Origin of the sequence: Microcoleus sp. OTE_8_concoct_300 (genome assembly GCF_031383065.1) — a bacterium.
Taxonomy (GTDB): Bacteria; Cyanobacteriota; Cyanobacteriia; order Cyanobacteriales; family Microcoleaceae; genus Microcoleus.
In genome coordinates this window covers 1-22,208 of the sequence record NZ_JANMZH010000442.1, presented here as the reverse complement: position 1 = coordinate 22,208, position 22,208 = coordinate 1, and the positions used below count along the sequence as shown (strand labels likewise).

Annotated in this window: 21 protein-coding genes; 11 read left to right on the top strand and 10 right to left on the bottom strand. The window is 47.2% G+C overall.

The annotated features are described in order from the left end of the window. Positions 1 to 150: 150 nt before the first annotated feature. Positions 151 to 516 (top strand): four helix bundle protein, encoded by a 366-nt coding sequence (locus ACUVJL_RS20215; protein WP_445247469.1) that lies wholly within the window; start codon positions 151 to 153, stop codon positions 514 to 516. A 135-nt stretch (positions 517 to 651) separates the two neighbouring features. After that, positions 652 to 1,329 carry an N-acetylmannosamine-6-phosphate 2-epimerase gene (locus ACUVJL_RS20210; protein WP_445247468.1) on the top strand — a complete coding sequence of 226 codons (678 nt, stop codon included), beginning with the start codon at positions 652 to 654 and terminating at the stop codon, positions 1,327 to 1,329. Positions 1,330 to 1,789: 460 nt separating this feature from the next. Here the strand turns inward: ACUVJL_RS20210 and ACUVJL_RS20205 are convergent, their stop codons facing one another. Beyond that, the gene (locus ACUVJL_RS20205; RefSeq protein WP_333443117.1) at positions 1,790 to 2,149 is read right to left on the bottom strand and encodes a phage holin family protein; all 360 of its coding nucleotides are present in this window, start codon (positions 2,147 to 2,149) and stop codon (positions 1,790 to 1,792) included. A gap of 214 nt (positions 2,150 to 2,363) precedes the next feature. Here ACUVJL_RS20205 and mrdA point away from each other — a divergent pair, with 214 nt between their 5' ends. Beyond that, positions 2,364 to 4,178: a penicillin-binding protein 2 gene (mrdA, locus tag ACUVJL_RS20200; protein ID WP_445247467.1), complete on the top strand. Its 1,815-nt coding sequence runs from the start codon at positions 2,364 to 2,366 to the stop codon at positions 4,176 to 4,178. 117 nt (positions 4,179 to 4,295) lie between these two features. On the opposite strand, the gene ACUVJL_RS20195 is transcribed toward mrdA, so the two are convergent. Both ACUVJL_RS20195 and ACUVJL_RS20190 read right to left on the bottom strand, forming a co-directional pair. Next, positions 4,296 to 5,057: a Uma2 family endonuclease gene (locus ACUVJL_RS20195; protein WP_445247466.1), complete on the bottom strand. Its 762-nt coding sequence runs from the start codon at positions 5,055 to 5,057 to the stop codon at positions 4,296 to 4,298. A 309-nt stretch (positions 5,058 to 5,366) separates the two neighbouring features. Further along, a complete protein-coding gene (locus ACUVJL_RS20190; protein WP_445247465.1) occupies positions 5,367 to 6,395 on the bottom strand; it encodes a hypothetical protein in 1,029 nt (342 codons plus the stop codon). Between the two features lie 104 nt (positions 6,396 to 6,499). Here ACUVJL_RS20190 and ACUVJL_RS20185 point away from each other — a divergent pair, with 104 nt between their 5' ends. Beyond that, positions 6,500 to 7,435, top strand: coding sequence for a metallophosphoesterase family protein (locus ACUVJL_RS20185; protein ID WP_445247464.1), 936 nt, complete (start codon positions 6,500 to 6,502; stop codon positions 7,433 to 7,435). A gap of 39 nt (positions 7,436 to 7,474) precedes the next feature. Next, positions 7,475 to 7,945: a PD-(D/E)XK nuclease superfamily protein gene (locus tag ACUVJL_RS20180; RefSeq protein ID WP_445247463.1), complete on the top strand. Its 471-nt coding sequence runs from the start codon at positions 7,475 to 7,477 to the stop codon at positions 7,943 to 7,945. A gap of 345 nt (positions 7,946 to 8,290) precedes the next feature. On the opposite strand, the gene ACUVJL_RS20175 is transcribed toward ACUVJL_RS20180, so the two are convergent. Together ACUVJL_RS20175 and ACUVJL_RS20170 are read right to left on the bottom strand one after the other, a co-directional pair. Then, positions 8,291 to 9,166, bottom strand: coding sequence for a DNA adenine methylase (locus tag ACUVJL_RS20175; RefSeq protein ID WP_445247462.1), 876 nt, complete (start codon positions 9,164 to 9,166; stop codon positions 8,291 to 8,293). A gap of 91 nt (positions 9,167 to 9,257) precedes the next feature. Continuing rightward, on the bottom strand, positions 9,258 to 9,395 hold the full coding sequence (locus ACUVJL_RS20170; RefSeq protein ID WP_445247461.1) for a hypothetical protein: 138 nt from the start codon (positions 9,393 to 9,395) through the stop codon (positions 9,258 to 9,260). A 50-nt stretch (positions 9,396 to 9,445) separates the two neighbouring features. On the opposite strand from ACUVJL_RS20170, the gene ACUVJL_RS20165 reads away from it, so the two are divergent. From ACUVJL_RS20165 to ACUVJL_RS20155, 3 genes are all read left to right on the top strand, one after another. Further along, positions 9,446 to 9,649 (top strand): DUF751 family protein, encoded by a 204-nt coding sequence (locus ACUVJL_RS20165; protein ID WP_190745103.1) that lies wholly within the window; start codon positions 9,446 to 9,448, stop codon positions 9,647 to 9,649. Positions 9,650 to 10,059: 410 nt separating this feature from the next. Then, positions 10,060 to 10,452 (top strand): PadR family transcriptional regulator, encoded by a 393-nt coding sequence (locus tag ACUVJL_RS20160; RefSeq protein ID WP_190745100.1) that lies wholly within the window; start codon positions 10,060 to 10,062, stop codon positions 10,450 to 10,452. A gap of 317 nt (positions 10,453 to 10,769) precedes the next feature. Further along, on the top strand, positions 10,770 to 11,303 hold the full coding sequence (locus ACUVJL_RS20155) for a cofactor assembly of complex C subunit B (RefSeq protein ID WP_445247460.1): 534 nt from the start codon (positions 10,770 to 10,772) through the stop codon (positions 11,301 to 11,303). Between the two features lie 326 nt (positions 11,304 to 11,629). On the opposite strand, the gene ACUVJL_RS20150 is transcribed toward ACUVJL_RS20155, so the two are convergent. Both ACUVJL_RS20150 and ACUVJL_RS20145 read right to left on the bottom strand, forming a co-directional pair. Further along, positions 11,630 to 11,953, bottom strand: a complete 324-nt coding sequence (locus ACUVJL_RS20150; RefSeq protein ID WP_006635576.1) for a DUF3155 domain-containing protein — start codon at positions 11,951 to 11,953, stop codon at positions 11,630 to 11,632. A gap of 106 nt (positions 11,954 to 12,059) precedes the next feature. Next, the gene (locus tag ACUVJL_RS20145) at positions 12,060 to 12,206 is read right to left on the bottom strand and encodes a hypothetical protein (RefSeq protein ID WP_445247459.1); all 147 of its coding nucleotides are present in this window, start codon (positions 12,204 to 12,206) and stop codon (positions 12,060 to 12,062) included. A 143-nt stretch (positions 12,207 to 12,349) separates the two neighbouring features. Between ACUVJL_RS20145 and ACUVJL_RS20140 the strand changes: the two genes are divergently transcribed. Then, complete coding sequence (locus ACUVJL_RS20140; protein WP_445247458.1) at positions 12,350 to 13,735, top strand: GAF domain-containing sensor histidine kinase; 1,386 nt, start codon at positions 12,350 to 12,352, stop codon at positions 13,733 to 13,735. 326 nt (positions 13,736 to 14,061) lie between these two features. On the opposite strand, the gene ACUVJL_RS20135 is transcribed toward ACUVJL_RS20140, so the two are convergent. Next, positions 14,062 to 18,933, bottom strand: a complete 4,872-nt coding sequence (locus ACUVJL_RS20135; protein ID WP_445247457.1) for a CHAT domain-containing protein — start codon at positions 18,931 to 18,933, stop codon at positions 14,062 to 14,064. A 394-nt stretch (positions 18,934 to 19,327) separates the two neighbouring features. Further along, positions 19,328 to 19,528 carry a hypothetical protein gene (locus ACUVJL_RS20130; protein ID WP_445247456.1) on the bottom strand — a complete coding sequence of 67 codons (201 nt, stop codon included), beginning with the start codon at positions 19,526 to 19,528 and terminating at the stop codon, positions 19,328 to 19,330. Between the two features lie 69 nt (positions 19,529 to 19,597). Here ACUVJL_RS20130 and ACUVJL_RS20125 point away from each other — a divergent pair, with 69 nt between their 5' ends. Next, entirely contained in the window at positions 19,598 to 19,792 is a 195-nt protein-coding gene (locus ACUVJL_RS20125) for a hypothetical protein (RefSeq protein ID WP_332961258.1), read from the top strand. Between the two features lie 107 nt (positions 19,793 to 19,899). Here ACUVJL_RS20125 and ACUVJL_RS20120 read toward each other — a convergent pair whose 3' ends face one another. Continuing rightward, positions 19,900 to 20,178, bottom strand: coding sequence for a hypothetical protein (locus tag ACUVJL_RS20120; RefSeq protein WP_445247455.1), 279 nt, complete (start codon positions 20,176 to 20,178; stop codon positions 19,900 to 19,902). Positions 20,179 to 20,398: 220 nt separating this feature from the next. Here ACUVJL_RS20120 and ACUVJL_RS20115 point away from each other — a divergent pair, with 220 nt between their 5' ends. Beyond that, on the top strand, positions 20,399 to 21,973 hold the full coding sequence (locus ACUVJL_RS20115; protein ID WP_445247454.1) for a nucleoside transporter C-terminal domain-containing protein: 1,575 nt from the start codon (positions 20,399 to 20,401) through the stop codon (positions 21,971 to 21,973). Positions 21,974 to 22,208 lie beyond the last annotated feature (235 nt).

Sequence of the window (22,208 nt, the reverse complement as noted above, 5' to 3'; positions counted from 1 at the left end):
CATGGGGCATGGGGCATGGGGCATGGGGCATGGGGCATGGGGCATGGGGCATGGGGCATGGGGCATGGGGCATGGGGCATGGGGCATGGGGCATGGGGCATGGGGCATGGGGCATGGGGCATTTAATATAATTGAGTTTTTGAGGCAATTATGGGAAGACCTGATTTTGAGGAATTAGAGGTTTATAAGTTGGCGGAAAGTTTGGCGAATCAGATTTGGGAAATTGTTAAAAAATGGGATTACTTCACCAAAGATACGATGGGCAAACAGATCGTTCGGTCTGCTGATAGTGTCTGTGCTAATATTGCTGAAGGAAGAGGTCGTTATAATGACCAAGATAATCGGCGTTTTGTAAAAATTGCGAGAGGCTCTTTGTACGAAACAGTAAGCTGGTTAAGATTAGCCTATGCTAGACAACTTATCACAAGCGAAGAAGTAAGCAAATTTAAACCAATAGTCGATAAATTACTACCAAAACTTAACGCTTATTTGAGTTCAATAGGGCACAGGGAATAAATTACAAAAAAAGCCCCATTCCCATGCCCAATTCCCCATGCCCGATGCCCCATGCCCCATGCCCCATGCCCAATTCCCCATGCCCAATCCCCCATGCCCAATCCCCCATGCCCAATTCCCCATTCCCAATTCGCCATGATTAATTGTCAAATTCCTACAGGATTAATTGTTTCTTGTCAAGCACCTACTGATTCGCCGCTGCACGATCCGATCGTAATTGCGGCAATGGCTCGAACCGCAGTCAATCGAGGAGCGGCGGGCGTGCGGATTGACACTCCGGCTCACATTGCGGCGGTGCGAAAACAGGTATCCGCTCCCATAATTGGGATTTGGAAGCAGCAATTGCCGGGATGCGAGATTTACATTACTCCTCGGTTTGAAGACGCGCAGGCGATCGCCGCTTCAGGAGCCGATATTATCGCCATTGACGCTACTCTGAGAAACCGTCCTGCTGGGGGCGAAGATTTAAAGACATTAATCGCGCAAATTCACAGCGAATTGGGCAAATTAGTGATGGCGGATGTAGATACCATAGAAGCTGCGATCGCGGCAGCCCAAGCAGGCGCAGATACTGTAGCAACTACTCTTTTTGGCTACACTGCTCAGACGGAAAATTTCTCGCCGCCCGGATTTGATTTGCTGGCGGAAATGGTAGAAAAGCTTAAGGTTCCCGTTATCTGCGAAGGCGGGATCGCTGGGCCGTCCATGGCAAAAAAAGCATTGGACTTAGGAGCGGTGGCTGTTGTTGTCGGCACAGATATTACTGGGATTGATATTAAGGTGACAGCCTATAATTCTGTGATTAGGAAGTAAGTTCGGCAACGGATGAGTGTAAGTGATTTAACTCACATCTTGCACCATTCTCAAGAACAGGCTTTCCGGCCTGTTCCACAAAGAGTGAATTTTCTTGTGGAACAGGCATCTTGCCTGTTCATAAAAAGCTTATTGAGAATGGTGCAACATCTCAGTTAACGAATTTAACAGAGAGGAGGAAGTTCGGCAACGGATTGTTTAACGGATTTTACGGATTTTACGGATTTTACGGATTGAAGGAAGAAGTAAGAAGGGAGAATAAATATTCGGCGATAGAAATCGCTTGTAGACCAACGAAACGCGCAAGGTAAGGGTGGGAAATATCGGGCGATTTTAATCGCCCTTTATCAAGGGAAGTTGCTAAGGAATGAGAATTAAATAACTTCCACAAGTTTGTGGGATGGGCGTCCCGCCCGTCCCACAATAACAATTAAAATTGTAAGTTATTTAATTCGCGATCCTAAATCAGCGCGCCGTTGATAAAGCTGCTAACTGCCGCCAAGGCGATCGCTCCCAGTACCGCGCTCCAAAGACCCATCCGCAAGCTAAATCCTTCAACTAACTTCGCAGCCGAGGCAAAAACAATCACGTTCATTACAAAAGCAAAGGCGCCGGAAAGCAATCCCAGCGTCAGCAGGTTCGGTAGGAAAAAAACTGCTTTTAGAATGGGCAAAATTAAAACATTCAAAATTCCCAAAACCGCAGCAGAAATTACTGCTTTCGGTGTACTGTCAATTTGTACGCCGATCGGCAGTTGGGAAATCAGCAGCAAGCTGCTACCCGTCACCAGCCAAGCAATCAAAAAATCGATCGGTTCCACAGCGCTCGTAACTCCTTAACAGTTGAATTGTCAGAAAAACCAGATATTTAATACATATTCTAATCAAACAATCCGGCGGATTCGTCTGCCAATAGGCCGAATTTATCTCTGTCCCTAAAGAGTTAGAAGTTATAATCGCTGTATCATCCGCAAAATAATCCGGATGGGAACCATATCAACGTGTTAGTTGAATAAAAAGAGCAGATTAATTAATATGGCTGGCGATTTTTCTTTTAACTCTAAAGTCCGATTCGACAAAAAAGGCTTAAACAATCCTGCACGGCAAGGCAGCAGATCGTTACAAGCTATGATTTTTATGGTGCTAGTCACTACCTTGGTGACACTGCCGACATTTCGTCTAGCCGAACTGCAACTGGTACAGGGAGCCTACAACCGACAGCGGGCGGAAAATAACCGCATTCGCCCTGTTTCAGTCCCAGCGACTCGGGGTCAAATTTTAGACCGCAGCGGCCAAATTTTTGCAGCCAACCGCGTATCTCGATCGGTCTATTTGTGGCCAAAAGAGCGATCGGCCAAGGAGTGGCAAGAGATCGCCGCTACACTCGGTCCGATCGTCAAACTTCCCGCAGCCGAAATTATCAAAAAAATCGATGGAGTTGGCTACAGATCGGCCCTACCAGTGCGAATTACTAAGGATATTGATGTCGGTACTTTCGTCGCGTTGGGAGAGCAAGCTAATACTTTGCGGGGAGTTGAAATTCGCGTAGAATCGAGCCGAGACAATCCCCACCAGCAATTAGCAGCTCACCTTTTGGGATACGTCGGCGAAGCTAGTTTAGATCAATTAAAAGCTAATCCTGCATATCCGATGGGAATGATCGTCGGTCAGATGGGAGTTGAAAAATTAGCCAATTCAACTTTAGAGGGCGTTTGGGGAAACCGTTTAATCGAGGTGAATGCTAAGGGCGAAGAAATCCAAGATTTAGGTGTAAAAGCTCCTATTCCCGGCAAACCCGTGCAGCTAACTTTAGATTTAGATATGCAGAAAACTGCGGAAAAAGCTTTGGGCGATCGCCTGGGTGCGGTTGTGGCGATCGACGTGAAAACCGGAGCTCTTTTAACAATGGCTAGTTGGCCGACATTTGACCCCAATATTTTTACCCGCAAGGTAAGTCAAGAAGAATGGGATCGACTGCAAGGGCCAGACAAACCATTTTTAAATCGGGCCGTTCAAGGCTATCCAGTCGGCAGCACTTTTAAGATTGTAACTGCTGTAGCCGGGATGGAGTCTGGCAAGTTTTCTCCTGACTCGACTTTGGTAAGTTCTGCTTCAATTAACATCGGCGGAATTTCCTTTAACGAACACGGCGCCGGTTACGGCGTTATCGGTTTCCGCGATGCTTTAGCCTACAGCAGCAATACGTTTTTCTATCAAGTAGGTATGGCTGCCGGGCCGGAAGAAATGGCGAAATGGGCTAAAAAAATGGGCATTGGCGGTACTATTAATTTAGATCTTTTGGGGATTGACGGCGCCAATCACGGTCAAGTTCCGATCCCAGCAGAGAAAAATAAAATGTATGGGGAAGATTGGTATGTTGGCGATACGGTAACAATGGCGATCGGTCAGGGTTTGGTACTTTGTACTCCCCTAGAATTGGCTGTGATGGTGTCAACTATTGCCAATGGCGGTTTGCGAGTGCAGCCCCATTTGTTGGCTTCTCAAACCAATACTCCTATAACTCAAAAAATTTCAACAGGTATTAAGCCTGCAACTTTAAACGTCGTTCGCCAGGGATTGATGGACGTGGTGAAAAAAGGTACAGGCCGCGGCATGAATGACGGTACTATTCCTTTAAGTGCTGGTAAGACTGGGACTGTGGAAATGCCCGGTCATCCTGACAATTCTATGTATGTGGGTTTTGCTCCTGCTGACAAACCTGAAGTTGCGATCGCAGTTATTGTTGAAGGGGGCGGATTTGGTGCAGTATCGGCGGCACCAATTGCTCTTGAGGTATTTAGAACCTATTTTCAAAAGCAGGGTTTTAAACCTACTAATAAGCCTCTCTAGTCATTCGTTAATTGTTAACTGTGGACTGTTGACTGTTAACTGTTGACTGTTGACTATTCACATTTTGTCCTCTACTTCGATCGCACTATCCTTGATATCTGGGAAAAGTGCGATCGATCAAAAGTTTTCCCCTACCAATCGTGTCACTTCCACGGTTGATAAATTCATCATTTGCGCTACCTGTTCCAGACTCATTCCAGAATTTAAGAGTTGAGTTACGAGTTCGCGCAATGTTGACTCCGCTGCCAGTCGTGCTTGTTCCGCCGCCAGTCGTCCTTGGTTTTCTTCCTTGTGAGTCTTCAAAAACTCACCCGTTTCAGGAACTCTAAACCTCAATTCTCCTGAAATTATATGCAATTCCAGTCCCAGCACTTCACTGAACAACCACAGCGTATCAAAAGCGATATTGTTCGCTGCAATCGGCTCGTACTGATTGTTTATTAGACGTACTCCCTGTAAAATCGGATTCAGGTAATCTCCCGACGGATCGTACTGAAAATATTCCGTAACTCCCAAAGCCCGATAAATTTCAGGTTTGGTCTCTTGGTCTTTCGTTTGAGTTGTTTCCGAAGTAATTTCTAACACAAAATCGGGAGTAATTCCCCCTTCTTCCCAAACTTTATAATTATCCCTTTTGCGGTTGGCAACTCCAAACACCACATAAACATCCGGGGCCACAACTGCCTGGTTGTTTCCTTCTTCATAATATATAAAAGAATTGGCTGACACGTAAACATCAGAACGTTCTTGAAAATAAAGCTTGACAGCTTCAACGCTGTAAGTCATGTAATCGCGCGTGATGTCGCTTTCAGCCATCGGCTCTCCGTCGCTGCTGGGATATTCAATTTCTACTTGTTCGACTTGAGTTAAAATTGTCATTTTTCAATTTTCCTCAAAGTTAATTAATTTAATGTCCGGTAAATAAGCGTTCTAAGGTTTCTAGTTAGGACTGCATTCCTAGTATTTTTATGAGGACTGAAGTCCTCACTACCAACCTATTTAATTGTGGTCGTGACCGCCGACATGATATAATTTAATGCTAGCATTCTGTCGGAGTTTTGAAAAGTTGGAGATTTATCAAAAAAATCAGCAGCGGTAAGGTGCGCACTTCGCACCCTACATAATTAGGTTCTCTGTTCTGGACTTTAAGGCTGGTGTGATGGTTGACAGATACAGACAATTGAAATTCTAATTAATTCCTCTATCCAAAATAATCATTTCCGAACCAACAACCGGACTTCTAGCTATTAACTTCCCTTCCCTATTCGCAATTTCTAGATGGCTGAAATCGAGTGAATTAGCTTCTTTCCACATTTTAGTTGCTAGTTGATTTTGCTCGATCTCGCTGAGTTTGTACCAATCTTCAGCGACTTTTACCGTCAAACTGCTGCTATAAAAATTAGCTTGAACAGACTCAACTAAACCGCCGCCAAGTCGATTCGTAATTTCAGCAACTTGATTTTGAATCGCAGCAATCAGAGTTTGTTCCGGCGTCAGCGGCGGCGGTGGGATAATTTCTACTGGTTGCGGTTTTTCCGGGGCCACTAAATCGGGCAAGTTGCTTTTGAATTTAGCAGATATTGGCTCAGACGGTGCGATCGCCTCTGGTGATTTCGGCGTTCCCGACGCCATAAAATCGTCAAAGGTTGGTGGCGACTGCTGCGCTGCTGCCAAAGGCACTTTTGCTAGTTTCTGGGGCGGTTTTGCCGAGAAACTGTTGAGAGTTAAACCGACTGCAACGATCAAAATTGCTGCTATGGCGGCGTTTAAAATTGGATCGGACAGATTCTGGTTCGCAGAGGGCGGTAGCAGATCCCGCACTAGCCGCACAATACTTTGCCAAACTACACCGACTGTCTCTAAAAAACTCCCCTCGCTGCGTTTTGAGACAGACTTTTTATCGGATTTTACAGCAACTTTTGGCGGCACGCTGTTAACTTCCGCAGCAACAGCCGGAGGAGTTGTTGTTGCTGAGTCAGAAGCGGTAGGCGCGGGCTTTTGGGCCTGCAACGGGGGTTCTGCTGCTAATTTTTTGCCTTTTTTTCCCAAATTCCCAATCGAGGCTATCAAAGCATTGATTCTCTGATTTTTGGGAACAGCGCTGCTGGCATTTTGAGTTTTGCTACCAGTGGGGGCAGACTTTGCAGGCGAGTCAACCTCCGGTGTCTGAGATTGAGAGGGTTCTGGAATTGACTGGTTTAGTTGTTCTTCTGACATTTTCTTTGCCTTGGGGCGTTGCAAATATATCTAAAAGGGATAAATTTTTAGTTGAGCCATCTCAACCTTAATTTATCATTTCATTAGTTGTAACTGAATCAAACATGAGCATCAAACGCCGTCACTTTCTAATTTTAGGCAGTCTCAGCAGCTTAGGTTTTGCCGGAATCTGGAAAATGTTTCAGCTTCGGACTTCCTGGGGTACGGACACCGATGCTGCTGTGGCTTCTAACGTTGAGGCAGAAAGGACGATCGTCCCATTGCCGGCCTCACCGCCTATTTTACGCTTTATTTCGGTGGCCGACACCGGTACCGGCGCTGAAGGTCAGTATGCTGTGGCTGAGGCGATGGCGCAATATCACCGGGAAAACCCTTTTAATGTTGCTGTTCTCGCCGGCGACAATATCTACAATAACGGCGAATTTGAAAAAATTAATGCTGTTTTCGAGCAACCTTATGGGCCGTTATTGCAGCAAGACGTAAAATTTTATGCTTGTCTGGGAAATCACGACATCCGCACTGCTAACGGCGATCCGCAAGTTAAATATCCCGGTTTTAATATGCAAGGTCGCTACTATACTTTTCGGCGCGATCCGGTACAGTTTTTTGCTTTAGATACCAATCACAATGCTGACTGGGAAAATCAGCTTGTTTGGCTGGAAAAAGAGTTGAGTCAGAGCACCGCACCTTGGAAAGTTGTGTTCGGTCACCACCCGGTTTATTCCTCTGGCGTGTACGGATCGAGTCAATCTTTTATTAAGACTTTGGCGCCTTTGTTTCAAAAGTACGGCGTGCAGCTTTATATCAACGGACACGAGCACAGTTACGAACGCACTCGATCGATTAACGGTACGACTTATTTAATTTGTGGGGCCGGCGCGGGCACTCGTCCGGTGGGGCGTTCTGAGTGGACGGAGTATTCGGCCAGCCGCCTGAGTTTTGCGACGTTTGATGTCTATGAAGACCGGATGTTTGTCAGTTCTATCGGTACTGACAAACGGGTTTTTGACAGGGGAACGATCGATGTGCGATCGGCTTAATTCAGATTATATTTAGGAGCCAACAAAATGAATAGGGGTGTGAGAGCCAATAAAACTGGTTTTGTTTTAGAAACAACTGTAGAAGGTACGTTGAGAGGCCACGGATATCTCGAAATATGTCCCCAGTTGCCGAAAAAGCGCAAGCGAGATTGGCTCTTAATCTCTACTGAAAATCCCAAGCGATATGCTAAACAGGTTTATATTGGGTCTAGCATCTATGAAACTGAAATAAATGTCGATTTTTATATTGTTGGTTCCGGTTTGTTTCCTCTGGGTCTAATTGTTGAGTGCAAGTGGCAAGAAGACAAAGGTTCAGTAGATGAGAAGTATCCTTACCTCAATTTAAATATTAAAAATTGTTATCGGGTGCCAACTATTGTTATAGTGGGCGGTGATGGTATGAGGCAAGGTTCCATCGACTGGTTTAAAAAACAAATTCCTGACAATCAAAATCTGTTGGGAGTTCACAAGCTCGAAGGTTTCATTACCTGGGCTAACAAATATCTGTAACAGGATTTACGCAACTTTGCCGCCTGCGGGGCAACCACGCGTTATATCAACTCTGTTAGCATCGGAATTATTCATCTATCTATTTTATTCATCTGCGTGAATCAGCGTCAATCCATTGTTATCTGCGGTTAAGAGATTCTCTTTTTTTAACCGCAGATATAAGCAGATAAACACAGATTAACGCAGATGAATTATATAAATTTCGGTTGCACAGTCCGTAATTGTTGACCCTTCGACGAAGGTGATCGGGCATAGCTGTTGAGTGTATTTTACCATTCCGATGCTACCGGATTTGATATTACTCGTATAAAATATGCTTATGTAGAGAGTTTACTTAAGTGTAATCTAAAATGAAACTATTAATAATTCCTTGACTTTGCCGCGCTTGCAACTATTAGAATTGATTCCACGCGACGCTGATATTTCAATGAGTTTGGGCAGATTAGGTTTTTTAAAAGCTTCACTATCGCTGTAGATTTTATGGATGAAATCGCAGTTAGAATTAGACAGCATAACTTTCACGCCGCGATCGGGAAGTTCGGCAAAAATATCTCTCAGTTTAAGCTGTTCTGATTCTTGGAAATTATCCCGGTTGTAAGCCGTAAAGTTACTCGTGGCACTGATAGGATAATAAGGCGGATCAAAATAAACAAAGTCTTCGCGGCTAGTAGCAAAATCCAAAATTTCATCGAACTTTCTGACTTCAATTTGAGCGCGCGCGAGTAAAGATGAGACCGAGCGCAATAAATCGGGTTGACAAATGTTAGGATTTTTGTATCGACCTATCGGAACATTAAATTCACCTTTTGAGTTTTCTCTGTAGAGGCCGTTGTAACAAGTTTTATTTAGGTAAATTAGGCGTGCTGCTTTTTCTGTATCTTTTTTGTAGGAGCGCGATCGCACCGAGTAATAATACTCTTTATTGTCCTTCCTGTGTTCTGACTGGTGATCGAACAAAAGCTCAATTAGCTCCTCCACTTTATCCCTGACACAGCAATAGGCATTAATCAACTCAGGATTAATATCTGTTAAAATAGCTTGCAAAGAAGGGTGCTGTTGTGCTAAGTAAAAAAATACGGCTCCGCCGCCCAAAAAAGGCTCGTAGTAAGTGGTGAACTTTTCAGGGAAATAAGGTTGATATTGTCCAATCAACCTAGTTTTACCTCCAGCCCATTTCAGAAAGGGACGTGGCAAGACGAAAGAAGGTGCGGAAGCAGACATTTATCTAGAAATAACGGCACTATAATATTTATCACAACTAGAACTCAATAGAAATACTTCAGAAGTTGTCACCGGACTTAGCATTCCGGCATTAAACAGACAGTGCCCGATCGATCGGCGAAAAGTTTTCGTTAGAATTATATATGTCAGCTAAGCCTAGGCAAAAATGCCCGATCGCCCGATCGGCAGATTTAGCTCCGGCTGTGCCAAAATTGTCTAACTCGCTCACAAGTGTTACCAGTCAAAGATCGAGCTGTGACACTTTACCCCACCAAGCTCATGCAAGATTTTATTAATAACGTCTCTCGCTACCCCCGCTTTTTCATTACGATATGTCTGGGAATTTTCTTTTTCCTGTTCGAGCGACTCAGACCCCTGCTCGATCGACCGGCAACTGCGATCGCCCTGATTAGTTCGATCGTAGCGACTTTTGTCTTTCTAACTTTTACACTGCGCGCCATGTTAGGTCTGAGTTTGGTTTAAAGCCTGCGCTTGAGCGCAAACATCAACAGTAAATCAGACAAGCTAGAGCGCAAAGACGAGGCCGACAAAGGCGGACGGGAGGTTGCGAATTTTTAATTTTCAGTTAAAACACCAACTCCGGAAGTAACTGCCAACTTTATGCCTGCGATCGCACACTTGACAATGGTCGCTGCGATACATTGGAAGAGGAAAAAAATTGCGCTAGTTTGGCCAGTGCTCCTCAACCTTGGGGCAGGCAAACATTACCGAAGTGCAGGACAAGCGTTTGGGGCTATCAACATTCACTGGGGAAATACTGCACCTCTGTTTCCTCGGTGTCCCACTTAATCCTTAGGAAGCGGCATCCCCCGCCCCGCTTTCCTCTCCCGTTAACCTGACGGTATCACGAGAGTTTCCAGCGGACAAGACAGATGAAGTTTGAACATATCTATCAATTTTTTCAAGACCCCCCTCCTGTTTATCTAAACAAGGAACTAGCGGTGTGCTACATTCTCTCCGTGTTATTGCGGGGAGATTCCTACGGTACAGAACTCATCGGACAACTAGAGAGGGAATTCCCCATCTACCGACTTTCTGATACCGTGCTCTACAGCGCTCTGAAATTCCTCGAGGATGAAGCCGTAATCACCGGTTACTGGAAAAAAGTAGAAGGACGTGGCCGCCCCCGCCGGATGTATCAAATCCTCCCTGAGTGGCGGCACCAAGCTCAAGACCTGGCTCGTCTCTGGCACGAGTACATCGGTCAGGGAAACGGCGCGTCAGGGCGTCGGCCCCGCGCCTTAGAAACTGGTCAGACGGGTTAACCGAGTTTGAATCGGATGCCTAAACCCAAGAGAAGCTGGCGCTACTTGCAAAGCGATTTGCCCGATTGCCTTCGCTTTGCTCGATCGCCGCGCAGCCATTAAAGCATCTACACGGCTCGTCAGGACTTACGCAGGGTCACTTGAGAATTAGCGACGAGGTAGAGATTGGGTAATTTGGTGATGGGGAGAAAAACGCTTTGCTACAAAGCTGTCTGCGAATTTTGGTAAAAAAGTGTCTGCGTAAGTCCTCGATCGCTTTCGTATGTAAATTTCTGTAAAGTAAGAGTAGATAATTTCAATTACACAAACTTCTACCGATGGATACTGCTGTTCTTCCTTCAACATTTGTGCTAACGCTGCTGCTGGCTGTTGGCTTGTTTTTCTTCATCAAGGCCTCGGTCAAAGATAGAATCGAACAAGTCAAGCTTGCTTCCGAGAGCGCCCAAGAGTCACTGTTAACCCAGCTACAAGAGTATTTTGCTTCTAGGGCTTACCGAGTTGCAACCGTCGATGCCCCCAACTATAAAGTCACGTTTGAGGGTTTTGTCAGGCCGAGTTGGTTTTTGGCTATTTTTTTAACTCTGCTGAGTGCAGGTGGCGCTCTGTGCTTGGGGCTGGTTTTGGGAATGCTAGTTCCCGAGCAGGGTCAAGTTTTCCTAGCTTTGGTACTGCTGTCGCCGCTGGCGGGGGTATTTTACTGGAAAAAAGCTGGACGCTCTGAGCAAGTCTCGCTCAAACTCGAATCAGTTGCTGAGTCGGGAAGCCAAACCAAGAGCTTTGTGACTGTCAGAGCTCACCGCGATGAACTAGCAGCTATGCAAAAAGCTTTAGATTTGAAACCGATCGATTAAAAGTTTGGCGCGGAACGTTTTTTGATATGCTAGATGCCGTACTTCGACTTCGAGCTGACAAACCGATGACTAAAGAGCCGCTCTCTCGTTGGCTGTTTGTTTGAGTGACAAAACACTCAAAAAAAAACCATTATCGTGAAAGTGCCAATTGTGGCGATCGCCCGCGGCAGCGATCCAGCCTGTTGCGATGGCTCCTTATACCCTAATTCCTAAGGACTTTTCGCAGAAATTTCAGTTGGCACTCTCCAGACAATGAGAACTCTAGCGCTTTTTTTTAAAGAGTTAGAAAAACATTGCTGTCAATGTTTTGAGCTCAACATTTTGAGCTATGCGCGACTGGCTGACACCACAGGAATTTTTTCTGTGGTAGCTTCCAACATCACCTTTAAGCTGGGAAACAAGAAATGGTTCTCTTCTACGTATTGGGCTCCAAATAAACCTTTTTCAGCCCAGAAGTATCTGTCAGTGGTATGCTCGTTACGCTTGACTAACAGCAAAGCTGGGGGAGCAATGCCTTCGGCATGGATGAACTTGCGAGCCGCTGTTACGGGTTTATCTTCGCCGCTCTCGATGCTATATTGAGGCACACACTCTAAAATTCTTCGTCCTTCTTGTCGGCGGCGACTCTTGCGTTTTCGTCTCCTGGCCAATTTCTTTACCTCCTCTGTGAGCAGACAGTATGAGCAGACAGGTTGTAATGATAGCTACCAAATCCGAGGTCAGTATATCCGTTCTCGCTCAAAAGTTCAACTGTTTTTAATATATCGACATAATCTTAACATTGGTGCCGATCGACAAAAGTGTAGCGGTTGTGGTATCGCCGGCGGCAACTTCCGGCAAGAGCCAAGAATCCGGGAGCTGTGGCAGCGGAGCGAACCCGGATTCCGGGCAATTTTGGTTCATTAAAGCCCCAGGGCTTCAACATAGCTGCCGAATATCAAAGCGAAGACACCTGAAATCTAGAAGTCTCTCATCTGTAATGGGCTGCCGATCAGTTGTAATTTACTTAGAATTCCTTTAGATATCTTAATGTGGCGCTCATGTTAATGCCAGCAAGTTCAGAATTTGTCAAGCTTTGCCGATCGCAGGTGGCGATCACCGTCAGTTTGGGCGCGACATTCAGCGCGGTATACCTGACACAAGAGCTGGTAGAAGGCAGCGAAGCAAAGTTGGTGCCGATCGCGGTTTACCCAGAAATCTCACTCGAATCGGAAGAAAATCAGGGGTTGAGGTTGCAATCTTGCGAAAGCTCGACAGTGAAACCAGTGCCGCGACTGCTGGCGCCGCCGGTTGTTCCTGTGGAAGAATCAACGGTGGGGGCGATCGCACCCGAGGCGCTTGGGGGTAATGAGCGCAGTTCCCATCAGTGCCAAGGCCCGGAGAATCTGTGGCAGCAGCGTCGGCAACTTGTGGCGCCTCTGATACACGAGGGAGCTGTCATGGGACTCCTGGTGTGCGGTCGGCAAGACAGGGCTTGGAACGAGCCAGAGGAGGCTCAGATGCAACAAATTGCTCGCACCTTAACCCTAGCTTGCATTTTAGACCAGCGATCGCAGTGGATGCAGCAAGAATTGGGTTCGGCTCGGCAAATCCAGGCTCAGGTTTACGACACGATGCACAATTTGCTGCATCAGTTCAAAAGTCCGCTGACAGCGTTGCGAACTTTTGGCAAGCTGTTAGCGCGGCGGCTGGTACCGGAAGACAAAAACCGCAATGTGGCTTTTAGTATTGTCCGAGAAAGCGAGCGCCTACAAGAGTTGCTGGGCCAGTTCGATCGAACTGTTGACACCGGCGAAGGACATCTAAAACTGCCATCGGGCACTTCAAAAAAAGCAATGTCCAATGTGGAATCAATCGGGCATTCTCCTCTGTCGCTGTCACCTGCTGCCAATTTGCAGGAATCCTGTTTTGTGGCAGAAGTCTTAAAACCGCTGTTAATTTCCGCCGAGGCGATCGCATCTGAAAGGCATCTGAAATTGCTAGCTGACCTGGAGGCGGATTTGCCACCAGTCTCAGCGAACGATCGAGCTTTGCGCGAAGTTTTGAGCAATTTAATTGACAATGCTTTGAAATATACCCCTGCCGGCTGCCAAATTTATATTAAAGTCAGGTACAAAGCAGCGGAGGGCGATCGGGCAGGATACAGCCAATTGCCTGCGATAGCAGTTGCAGTCAGCGACACAGGTGCCGGCATTCCTCCCCAGGATTTAGAGCATTTATTTGAGCGGCACTACCGGGGAGAAAAAGCGCAGACAGAAATTCCCGGCACAGGATTGGGTTTGGCGATCGCCCGCGATTTAGTCCGCCAAATGCAAGGAGAAATAGAAGTATTTTCCCCACTCAATCCTGAATGGCTGCCCTCTCGGGAAACTCATTTATCTCCAACCGATCGCGGCACTACATTTGTGGTTTGGCTGCCGCTGCATAAGTAACGATCTCTATTGCTTAGAGACATTTTTTCTGAAGTATCTGCCTTTATTCGATAAAATTGCCAAGTTTTCAAATTCTTTATAAGTTCTCAAAAAACTTTTTTTACTGTACGGTTTTTAGCTGCTTTCAACACTCTGATTGTGCTGATTTTGGGCGGGCTGAGCCTATACGCCCAACTCATATCAATTCCGGTTAGATCGGAATGATTAAACCACAGAGGGCACAGAGGACACAGAGAAAGAGAAGAGAGGGATGCATAATTCCGATGTCAACGGATTTGATATCAACAACCAGGGAGACGCAGTTTAAGGCCTGTTTAGCGATCGTTTTACCAAGGATTGCCAATCATTGTGAAGGCGGCCCAATAATAAGGATGCAAAAGCACTCGATCGCCCCGCGCCGCAATTTCCGGAGGCAAAGTTAGAATCACAGACAGCCCTTCGACTCGCAACATCCCGTCTTGAATCCGCACGCGCCCCCGCAGCATCTGCAATTGTGCGCGCCGCAAAGCCTCGGCTTTAATCATCAAATTGCCCTCACGTCTCGACATCCGCAACTGTCGGTAAAACTCCGTCATCAGCCCCAAAGTCCCCTCATCGCTGACTTCCCACAAACTCGCCAAAGCCGATTTAGCACCGCTAGCTACCGCTAAACCCGCAAACCCCAACTCTGCCTCTTCGTCGCCCAAAGCGGTACTGCACGCGCTTAAAACTAACAGATTCACTGGCGGTTCATTCCACCGCAACTGCCGCATTTGATCGATGCGCAATTTAGTATCCCACAACTGAATGTAAGAATTTTTCGGTTCCCCTGGCTGGAATTCGCTGTGAGTTGCTAAGTGAATGATTCCAAAATGCCGATTTGTCCGCTGATGTTGCAAATTCCCGAGAGTAAAATCTTGATTCAAAAATGATTTTCCTTCTGAGGGCGGCGCGATCGACTCTAACTCCACCGGTACCGCTGGTAATGGCGCTTTATCTTCAAATACCGACGCCCCCATTGCCAAAATTTCATCATCCGCAATATTGTCGTAGCGAATATCAGTCAGACTCAGACTCGGCATCACGCTAAGGCTGTATTTTTCAACTAAAAATTGTTTACCATCGTGAAGGGCCGCAAAGGGCACACTCCGCAAACCTGCTGCCGGAATTACAATTAAATTGTCAATATTTAAAGCTGCCAGTTCTGCGGCCAGTGGCGCAATTAACCAGCGATAAAGTTTTTGAGCAGCATCCAAATAACTAATGCTGCTTCTTCTTCGGGGATTAGTTATTTCGGTTTGCAAGGCGTCAGCCAACTGCAACACCTGCCACCGGGTTGTCGCCGGAACTAAAACGCGCACCGGTTGAGCGTTAGCTGTGACTAACACTAATTCTAAATGCTCCCCGTTAGGAACATCGGAAATTTCTTGGCCCTGCGGCGGCGACAACCTCTCCCCCAACTTATGTTCTAAGGGGCGAGGGGGCTCGGAGGTGAGGTTTTTTCTCACAGGCAATAGATTAGATAAATCCCGACTTGCCACCAACACAGAACCATTTTCTTTGGCCGCGGCTGCATCCGAGCTGCTGACCCAATTCATATAAATAATTGCAGATTGTACCCCGGTAGTTTGTTCGTTTTTGCGAAGAGTTTCGTAAATTACCGATATATTAGTAATCGGCGTTCTTGCGGGCAACTCGAGATATTTTTCATACTCGCGAGTGAATGTTTTCTCAAATTCTACAACTCCCGAACCTGCGGGATCTGCTCTGCCAGAAGTAGCGAAAATATCCGGGCTAATTAGGGAATTTTTGTCTCGAGTTGGCGAGTCCAATTCTACTTGCAAAGATGCAGGAAGTGACAGCGCCGGATCAGGATCTACGGACACTAGAGGCGGTTCGGGAATTGGTTCGGGAATTGGTTCGGGAATTGATTCGGGAATTGGTTCGGGAATTGGTTCGGGAATTGGTGCAGGAACTCTTGGCGCGCCCGGTGTAATTAGGGAAATCTGATTTGGTAAACTTCCCTGGGTGTAAGTTTCCCCAAAGGAAAAACTGGGCAAAATGGCGTTTCCCGCGCCAGCATTAATGCTTCCTCTGGTTCCATTGTCGATCGCGCCGCCAACTACAAACGGTCGATGGATACCGCCTCCGTGGCGAATTGCGATCGCCCCCGCCCCCGCACCTCCGTTCGTAGAAATACTGGAAATATTGCCCGATATATCATCATTGAAAACATTGTTCGATCGAAACAAACCGAGGGTTGTCACATCAACGTTGCCGCCAGTGCCACCGGATCTGCCGCCTCTAGCGTTGATAAAGCCCAACTGAATGTTACCCGTCGCGCTCAGGGAGACGCCCCCGCCGTTTCCGTTTGAAGTGCCGCTGGAGTTGAGATCGAGAGCCGAAATCCCCGCTCTCGAAGTAAGGGCAATATTTCCGCCGATCGCTCCCGAAGCGTTCAAAGCTCCCGCAGTTAAAGGGCCGGCATTGCTTTTGAGAGCGATCGCGCCGGACGTTCCCGCCGCCGACGAGTCGATCGCACCTGCTGCAACAGTATTCCCCTCAACCCGAATGTTCCCACCGTTCGAGGTAATATTGCCCGTCCAAACCTCGTCGCTTGCTTGCAGGTTCACGGTGCCGCCATCCGTCCTTAAATTACCCTCTAAGAGGACATTTCCTGCCTGGATATCGGCTCCCAAAGCGGCTGTGCTGTCCCCCCCGAAGCGAGCGGAATCTCGGGCGTTAACGCTCAAACTGCCCGCTGCAATTGTGGAAGCAGCCGTCACGTTAACAGCGTCAGCCGAGAGCAGGCCCAACCTCTGATTTTGACCGACTCTGCCGCCAAAAGTAATGTTGCCGCCAGCGCCCAGCGTCAAATTATTTGCTCGGCCCGGGGTGCTGTCGAGGGTATTGGCAAAAGTGATATTGCCGGTAGTGGCGGCTAGGGCGGTCCTGCGATTGACTGTGACGGCCGTGTTGAAAGTCATGTCGCCCGATGTCGCAATATTGCCCGAAACCTCGCTAATGCGGGCGTTGACGTACAAACTCGCCAGCGGTGCAGCTTGACCGACTGTACCGCCGAAAAGCACTCGCCCAGCGTCTAGTCTCAGGGCGCGAGCTCCGTCTAGGCTACCGGAGAACAGAATGTTGCCTCTAGCTGCTGTGCTCAAAGCCACGTCAGCATTGAGGGATGCGTTTCCTGTAAAAGCGATCTCGGCGCCGGATGTCGCAATGTTGGCGCCGATCTCAGTTTGGGGCGCGTCGAGAGTCAAGCTAGCGCTGCCGGTTGTGTTCAGGGGATTGTCGATCGCGATCAATCTGCCTTGAAGTGTCAGCGGGCTGTTGAAGGTAATGGGTGCGACGATCGCGATCGACGAGGTGCTACCGTTTTCGCGCCCGATCGCGATCGAACTAAAATCCCCCGCCAAAGCGCCGAGATCCGTTGCCGTCAAGTCCAAAATGCCCAAAATATCGCCGGTGCCACCGATCCGAATTTGTCGGCTGTCGTTGGGCTGCAAGCGAATTGTTCCCCCCACACTGCTTGCGGAATTGCTGCCACCTCTCAAGTCAATGCCGTTAGCAGTCAGAGCGATATTGCCGCCGTTGGCATTAAGTCCGCCCGCAGAGATGCTGCTGGCGAAAATGTTGATGTTGCCACCTTGAGTCTCGATTGAGTCCTTGGGGTCATTGACATAAAACACTCGGCCCGCTCTAAATGTTACGGTGTCTCCGGTTCTCGCTTGCAGGGAAAGTTTGTTATCGAGCAAGTTTTGGACGGTAAGGTTGCCGGGGGTATCTATAACCACGTTGTTGCCGGCCGTCATCTGTTCCAACTGCACTTCTGAGATCGATGTTTCCTGGGGTTCTGCTGCCGATTGAAGTTCCCCGCCAGTCGATCGCGCGCTGGCGGGGCCGTTACCGCTGACGATCGTAATATTTGCCGGATCGAGCCACAAATTGCCGATCGCACCGTTAGTCGCGCGGGTATCGACCTCTCCTTGGAAAGTTAAAGCATTTTTGCCGGAAACTTCTACTCTTCCGCCGTTACCTGTGGCGATGCCCCCGCGAGCAGTAATATTGCCGAAGAAGCGAGTTATATTGTCTGACCAAATTACCGCAGTGCCGCCATTGCCACGGTCGATGGCGTTTGCTGCGATCGTAGAATCAGGACTAACGTATGTTACCAGTGCGTTTGGCACGGTTTCCATCCCCTGCCAACCGCCTCCGACACGCACAGTACCTCCGCCGTCGGTCCCGTTCGCATTAATATTTGCGCCGAAGAGTCCTACTTTTTCACCTAAAATATTAACTGTGCCGCCCGCAATTCCAGAAAAAGCAAATACATTGACAGAACCCGAGACGATCGCACTTCCGGCAACTGCGGGCACTGTTTGGCCGCCAGTCAGTACCAATTGACCTTGTTCGTTAGTCGTTAAACCTGTGGCTGACGCTAGGCCGGAACCCGTCAGCAACTGAGGCAAAGAAACCGGGGCGATCGCCGATTGTTCCGACTGCAAAGACGGAGTTATTTCTAAACTCAATAAGTTACCTATTTGACTGATCCGGACTGTCTTTTCTCCCGGAACAGCAGCCACTGTTATTTGACCGCTGGGAGCGGATAATTGTCCTGTATTAATAACGGTGCCACCGAGCAAAGTTAAACTTTGCCCGCTGCCAACTGCCAAGTTTCCCGCATTGACAATTGCACCGACTTGTGAGTTATTAAAATTAAATTGATTAGGATTTCCCACTAAAGCTTTGTAATCATTAATTCCGGCCGAATTAAACCAGCCATCGCCGAAACCAATACCTGTAGCAGTTGTCGCGAAAAAAGACCCCGGCACGTTTAATCTAGCATTTTGACCGAAGACAATTCCCGCCGGATTCATTAAGAATAAATTCGAGTTGCCGCCACTTATGGAAATCAGACCGTTAATGACGGAAACATCGCCGCCGGAAATCCGCCCTAAAATATTTTGAATATTGGGATTAGTTAGAAAATTAGCAATTTGACCTTCGCTAAGATTAAATTGGCTGAAGCTGTGAAACAGATTTGCCCCGTTTCCTGACAATTGTCCGCCACTAATGTCTGTGCGGTTTTGCTCGGACTTAACAACAGTATTAGTGCCGTCATTTGCAGGAACGACAGGTTGCGATCGAACTGCTAGCGGTAGCAGCCAAAAACCTAATGTCAAAATTATAGCCTTTCTCAGTAACATGAGGTACCCGACGTGCATAGGGCATAGGGCATAGGGCATAGGGCATAGGGCATAGGGCATACCTTACTTTCTTGAGAACCGCTATAGAGCAGAACGAAAATAGGTCATTGGAGGAAGCCATTAGTCATTAGTCATTAGTCATATCAAATCCGGTAGCATCGGAATTATTCATCTCTGTATTCTCTCCCTCTGCGTTCTCTGCGCCCTCTGTGGTTAAATCATTCCGATGCAACCGGAAACGAGATCATTAGTCATTAGTCATTAGTTCTTAGTCATTAGTCATTAGCCGGAAGGAAGAGGGAATTCAGAAAAGCCAATTCTCCCTTATCAATTATAATATCTTATCGTTTTGATTTTTTTTGAGGTGTAATGTTCCGCCCAAGTGCCAATAAACTTAAAAAGGTCGATCGAACACCGCCACCGCCGGAGGTCGATCGAGCTTGCAGGAACAGGGCATCAGTCGATCGCCCTCCAAAACCACCCGTTGCCACAATGTCGGAAATACAATGCAGATTTTATATTTATCTGCAGCCGATGTCTTGACAAAATGCCCCCAGAGTCCTATGATTGGAACACTGATTGGCTGGGACGGCAAAAACCCACAAAATAACTGGCTTTTCTAATAAAGTTAAAAACAAAATATTGATGGTTTTAGAGACCAACCATGCAAAGTCAAAGTTACTCATTTCTAACAGAACAAATAGTAGAGCGGATATTTTCGTCAGGCGAACTTACTCGCGATGACAGACAGCGAATTAAGTCAATGCTTTTAAATGAGTCGATCGGCGAAAATGAATTGAGCTTAATTGAAAGAGTCATGGAAGGCGTAGTCAAGGGAATACTTGACGTGCTCGATTAGTTTAGAAGTGGCCCTCACCTATCTAAATGTTGGGTGCGCCGGACCGCGCACCTTACCCTAATTTTAAATAAAATCAAAAATCGAAAATCGAAAATTCTGTCACCGTTCTAAAAATCATCCTCGGGGTCCTGATCCGATCTTTCATCGCGACGCACAAGTTCAGAAGGAGGTCTATCGTTACTCCAGGCCCACCACACGCCGCCGCACTGGCAGCGGTAAAATTCTTGCCACTTGCGGCGGTTGAACTCGGTGTATACTGGCGATCGGCGATTAATCCAGACCTCAGCGGCATCCGTACAGCTAGCGCCGCACTTGGGACAGCAAAACTCATTAGCGTGAACCGCCGTCGCAGTCCATTCAGGAGGATGTGGAGCAAAAGCTTCCATGTGTTAGAGTTTCTATCTAAACTGCTGGTAATTACGGCAAATCAAGGGTTGCGAAAGATCCGCAGACTGGGGAATGACCTAAGCAATGACATAAGTACGCTGTTGAGTGCGTAAGTTATCTGCCAGTTATTTTTTTTAACATTTGCCGTCAGATGAATAGTATAACTGATGTGGTGCAAACCGTCGATCGGCATTCTCAACTATTTCAAGGACTAGGCTCATGTCTATCTACAATCTTATCTCGTTTTTGGGCATTTTTGGCTTGTGTGCGATCGCCTGGATTTTTTCAGAAAACCGACAGTCCAAGTATATTCCCTGGCGCGTCATCATCTGGGGCATTGGCCTGCAATTAGTCTTAGGATTTTTAGTATTCCTGTTCCCCCCTACTCGCATCGCCCTAGAGTGGTTTACTGGCTTACTGGATGGAGTATTCACCGCTGCTGACGCTGGAGCGAGATTTGTATTCGGCAACAATATTGTACCAAAACCTGGTCAAGAGCCGGCAGTTAATTTAGGATATATTTTTGCCTTTAGAGCTTTACCGACAGTCATCTTTTTTTCGGGCCTCATGGCCTTACTATACAACATCGGCGTGATTCAAATTATCACCGAATTTTTTGCCAAAATCTTTTATAGGACAATGCGGTTGAGTGGCGCGGAAGCCCTCAGCGGCGCTGCTAATATTTTCGTAGGAATTGAAGCCGCCATTGTCGTCAAGCCTTATTTGCCAAAAATGACTCGTTCGGAACTTTGTGCAATCCTATCTTGCTGTTTTGGCACAGCAGCTTCTTCAACTTTAGCCATTTATGTCAGTTTTTTAAAGCCAGTTTTTCCAAATATTTTAGGGCATTTAGTTTCAGCTTCAATTATCGCCATTCCCGCTTGTTTTGTCCTATCCAAAATCTTAGTACCGGAAACGGGAGTACCCCTGACAATGGGCGGCATTCCCAAGGAAGAGCCGAAGCCTAAAGGCCGCGAGTTTGTGGGCGAAGAAATTTCCGAAATCGAGGGCGAAGAATTCAAACAAGAGACTGTTGGAGGAGAACCAATCGAACGAGTCAGTCCTTTGGATGCAGCGATAATTGGCTCATTAGACGGTGTGAAAATGGCGGTAGCCATTGCCGCTGTTTTGATTTTAATCTTGGGCTTAGTTTCCTTAATTAATCAATTCTTTGGCTGGCTGGCAATTTTGCCAGGCCCAATTGGTGACTTGTTCAAAGTTGTCACCTTAGCCAACATTCTGGGAGTCTTATTTTATCCCCTGACGCTATTAACAGGAGTTTCATTAGACGACTCTTGGCAAGCGTCAGTAATTATCGGTCGCAGGTTGTTAGAAACAGCGATTCCGCCCTATCAAAGTTTAGCAGAAGCATCGGCAAAAGGACTGGTGAGCGATCGTACAGTGTTAATTGTCAGTTACGCCCTTTCCGGCTTCGCCCACCTCGCCTCCGTCGGCATATTTGTCGGTGGCACAATCGCCCTAATTCCATCCCGCCGCAAAGACATTTCCGAACTCGGTTGGAAAGCATTATTTGTCGGAACCTTAGCTACAATGATGATCGCTTGCATCGCCGGCACCTTTGACACCGGAGACACCAGCATTTTAGGCGCTAAGACAGCCCCTGCTGCACCGCTAACCGCCCCTAATTCTCCCAAACCGCTGCCATCCCCAGCCGCGAGTTCAAAGCCGTCAGTTGCCCCAGCAATTGCCAGTCCGAAGCCTTCGCCGAAGAGTGAAAAAGCAACTCCGAAAGCTCAAGAATCTCCCAAATCTGACTCCAAGAAAAGCCCTTAAATGAGCTACGGGAAAAGGACACGGCAATGCCGTGTCCCTACAGATTAGACTCAAATTGCAAGCATTCCGAAACTCTCTAAAAATTATCTGCGTTTATCTGCGTTTATCTGCCTTGAATCTGCGGTTGACATATTAATAAAAAAATTATGCAATAAATCTAATAACCAATAACCCAAAAAAATATGAACCCAGAACCAGAAATTAGCCGCCTGTTAGATGTGATGCCCGCTTCCGG

Bases quoted from the DNA above. Each gene is read 5' to 3' on its own strand.
- ACUVJL_RS20140 (WP_445247458.1), top strand. From the start codon at position 12,350: ATGCCAGCAAGTTCAGAATTTGTCAAGCTTTGCCGATCGCAGGTGGCG.
- ACUVJL_RS20165 (WP_190745103.1), top strand. From the start codon at position 9,446: ATGCAAGATTTTATTAATAACGTCTCTCGCTACCCCCGCTTTTTCATT.
- ACUVJL_RS20195 (WP_445247466.1), bottom strand. From the start codon at position 5,057: ATGACAATTTTAACTCAAGTCGAACAAGTAGAAATTGAATATCCCAGC.
- ACUVJL_RS20135 (WP_445247457.1), bottom strand. From the start codon at position 18,933: ATGTTACTGAGAAAGGCTATAATTTTGACATTAGGTTTTTGGCTGCTA.
- ACUVJL_RS20155 (WP_445247460.1), top strand. From the start codon at position 10,770: ATGGATACTGCTGTTCTTCCTTCAACATTTGTGCTAACGCTGCTGCTG.
- ACUVJL_RS20185 (WP_445247464.1), top strand. From the start codon at position 6,500: ATGAGCATCAAACGCCGTCACTTTCTAATTTTAGGCAGTCTCAGCAGC.
- ACUVJL_RS20120 (WP_445247455.1), bottom strand. From the start codon at position 20,178: ATGGAAGCTTTTGCTCCACATCCTCCTGAATGGACTGCGACGGCGGTT.
- ACUVJL_RS20115 (WP_445247454.1), top strand. From the start codon at position 20,399: ATGTCTATCTACAATCTTATCTCGTTTTTGGGCATTTTTGGCTTGTGT.
- ACUVJL_RS20215 (WP_445247469.1), top strand. From the start codon at position 151: ATGGGAAGACCTGATTTTGAGGAATTAGAGGTTTATAAGTTGGCGGAA.
- ACUVJL_RS20125 (WP_332961258.1), top strand. From the start codon at position 19,598: ATGCAAAGTCAAAGTTACTCATTTCTAACAGAACAAATAGTAGAGCGG.
- ACUVJL_RS20160 (WP_190745100.1), top strand. From the start codon at position 10,060: ATGAAGTTTGAACATATCTATCAATTTTTTCAAGACCCCCCTCCTGTT.
- ACUVJL_RS20145 (WP_445247459.1), bottom strand. From the start codon at position 12,206: ATGAACCAAAATTGCCCGGAATCCGGGTTCGCTCCGCTGCCACAGCTC.
- ACUVJL_RS20175 (WP_445247462.1), bottom strand. From the start codon at position 9,166: ATGTCTGCTTCCGCACCTTCTTTCGTCTTGCCACGTCCCTTTCTGAAA.
- ACUVJL_RS20190 (WP_445247465.1), bottom strand. From the start codon at position 6,395: ATGTCAGAAGAACAACTAAACCAGTCAATTCCAGAACCCTCTCAATCT.
- mrdA (WP_445247467.1), top strand. From the start codon at position 2,364: ATGGCTGGCGATTTTTCTTTTAACTCTAAAGTCCGATTCGACAAAAAA.
- ACUVJL_RS20210 (WP_445247468.1), top strand. From the start codon at position 652: ATGATTAATTGTCAAATTCCTACAGGATTAATTGTTTCTTGTCAAGCA.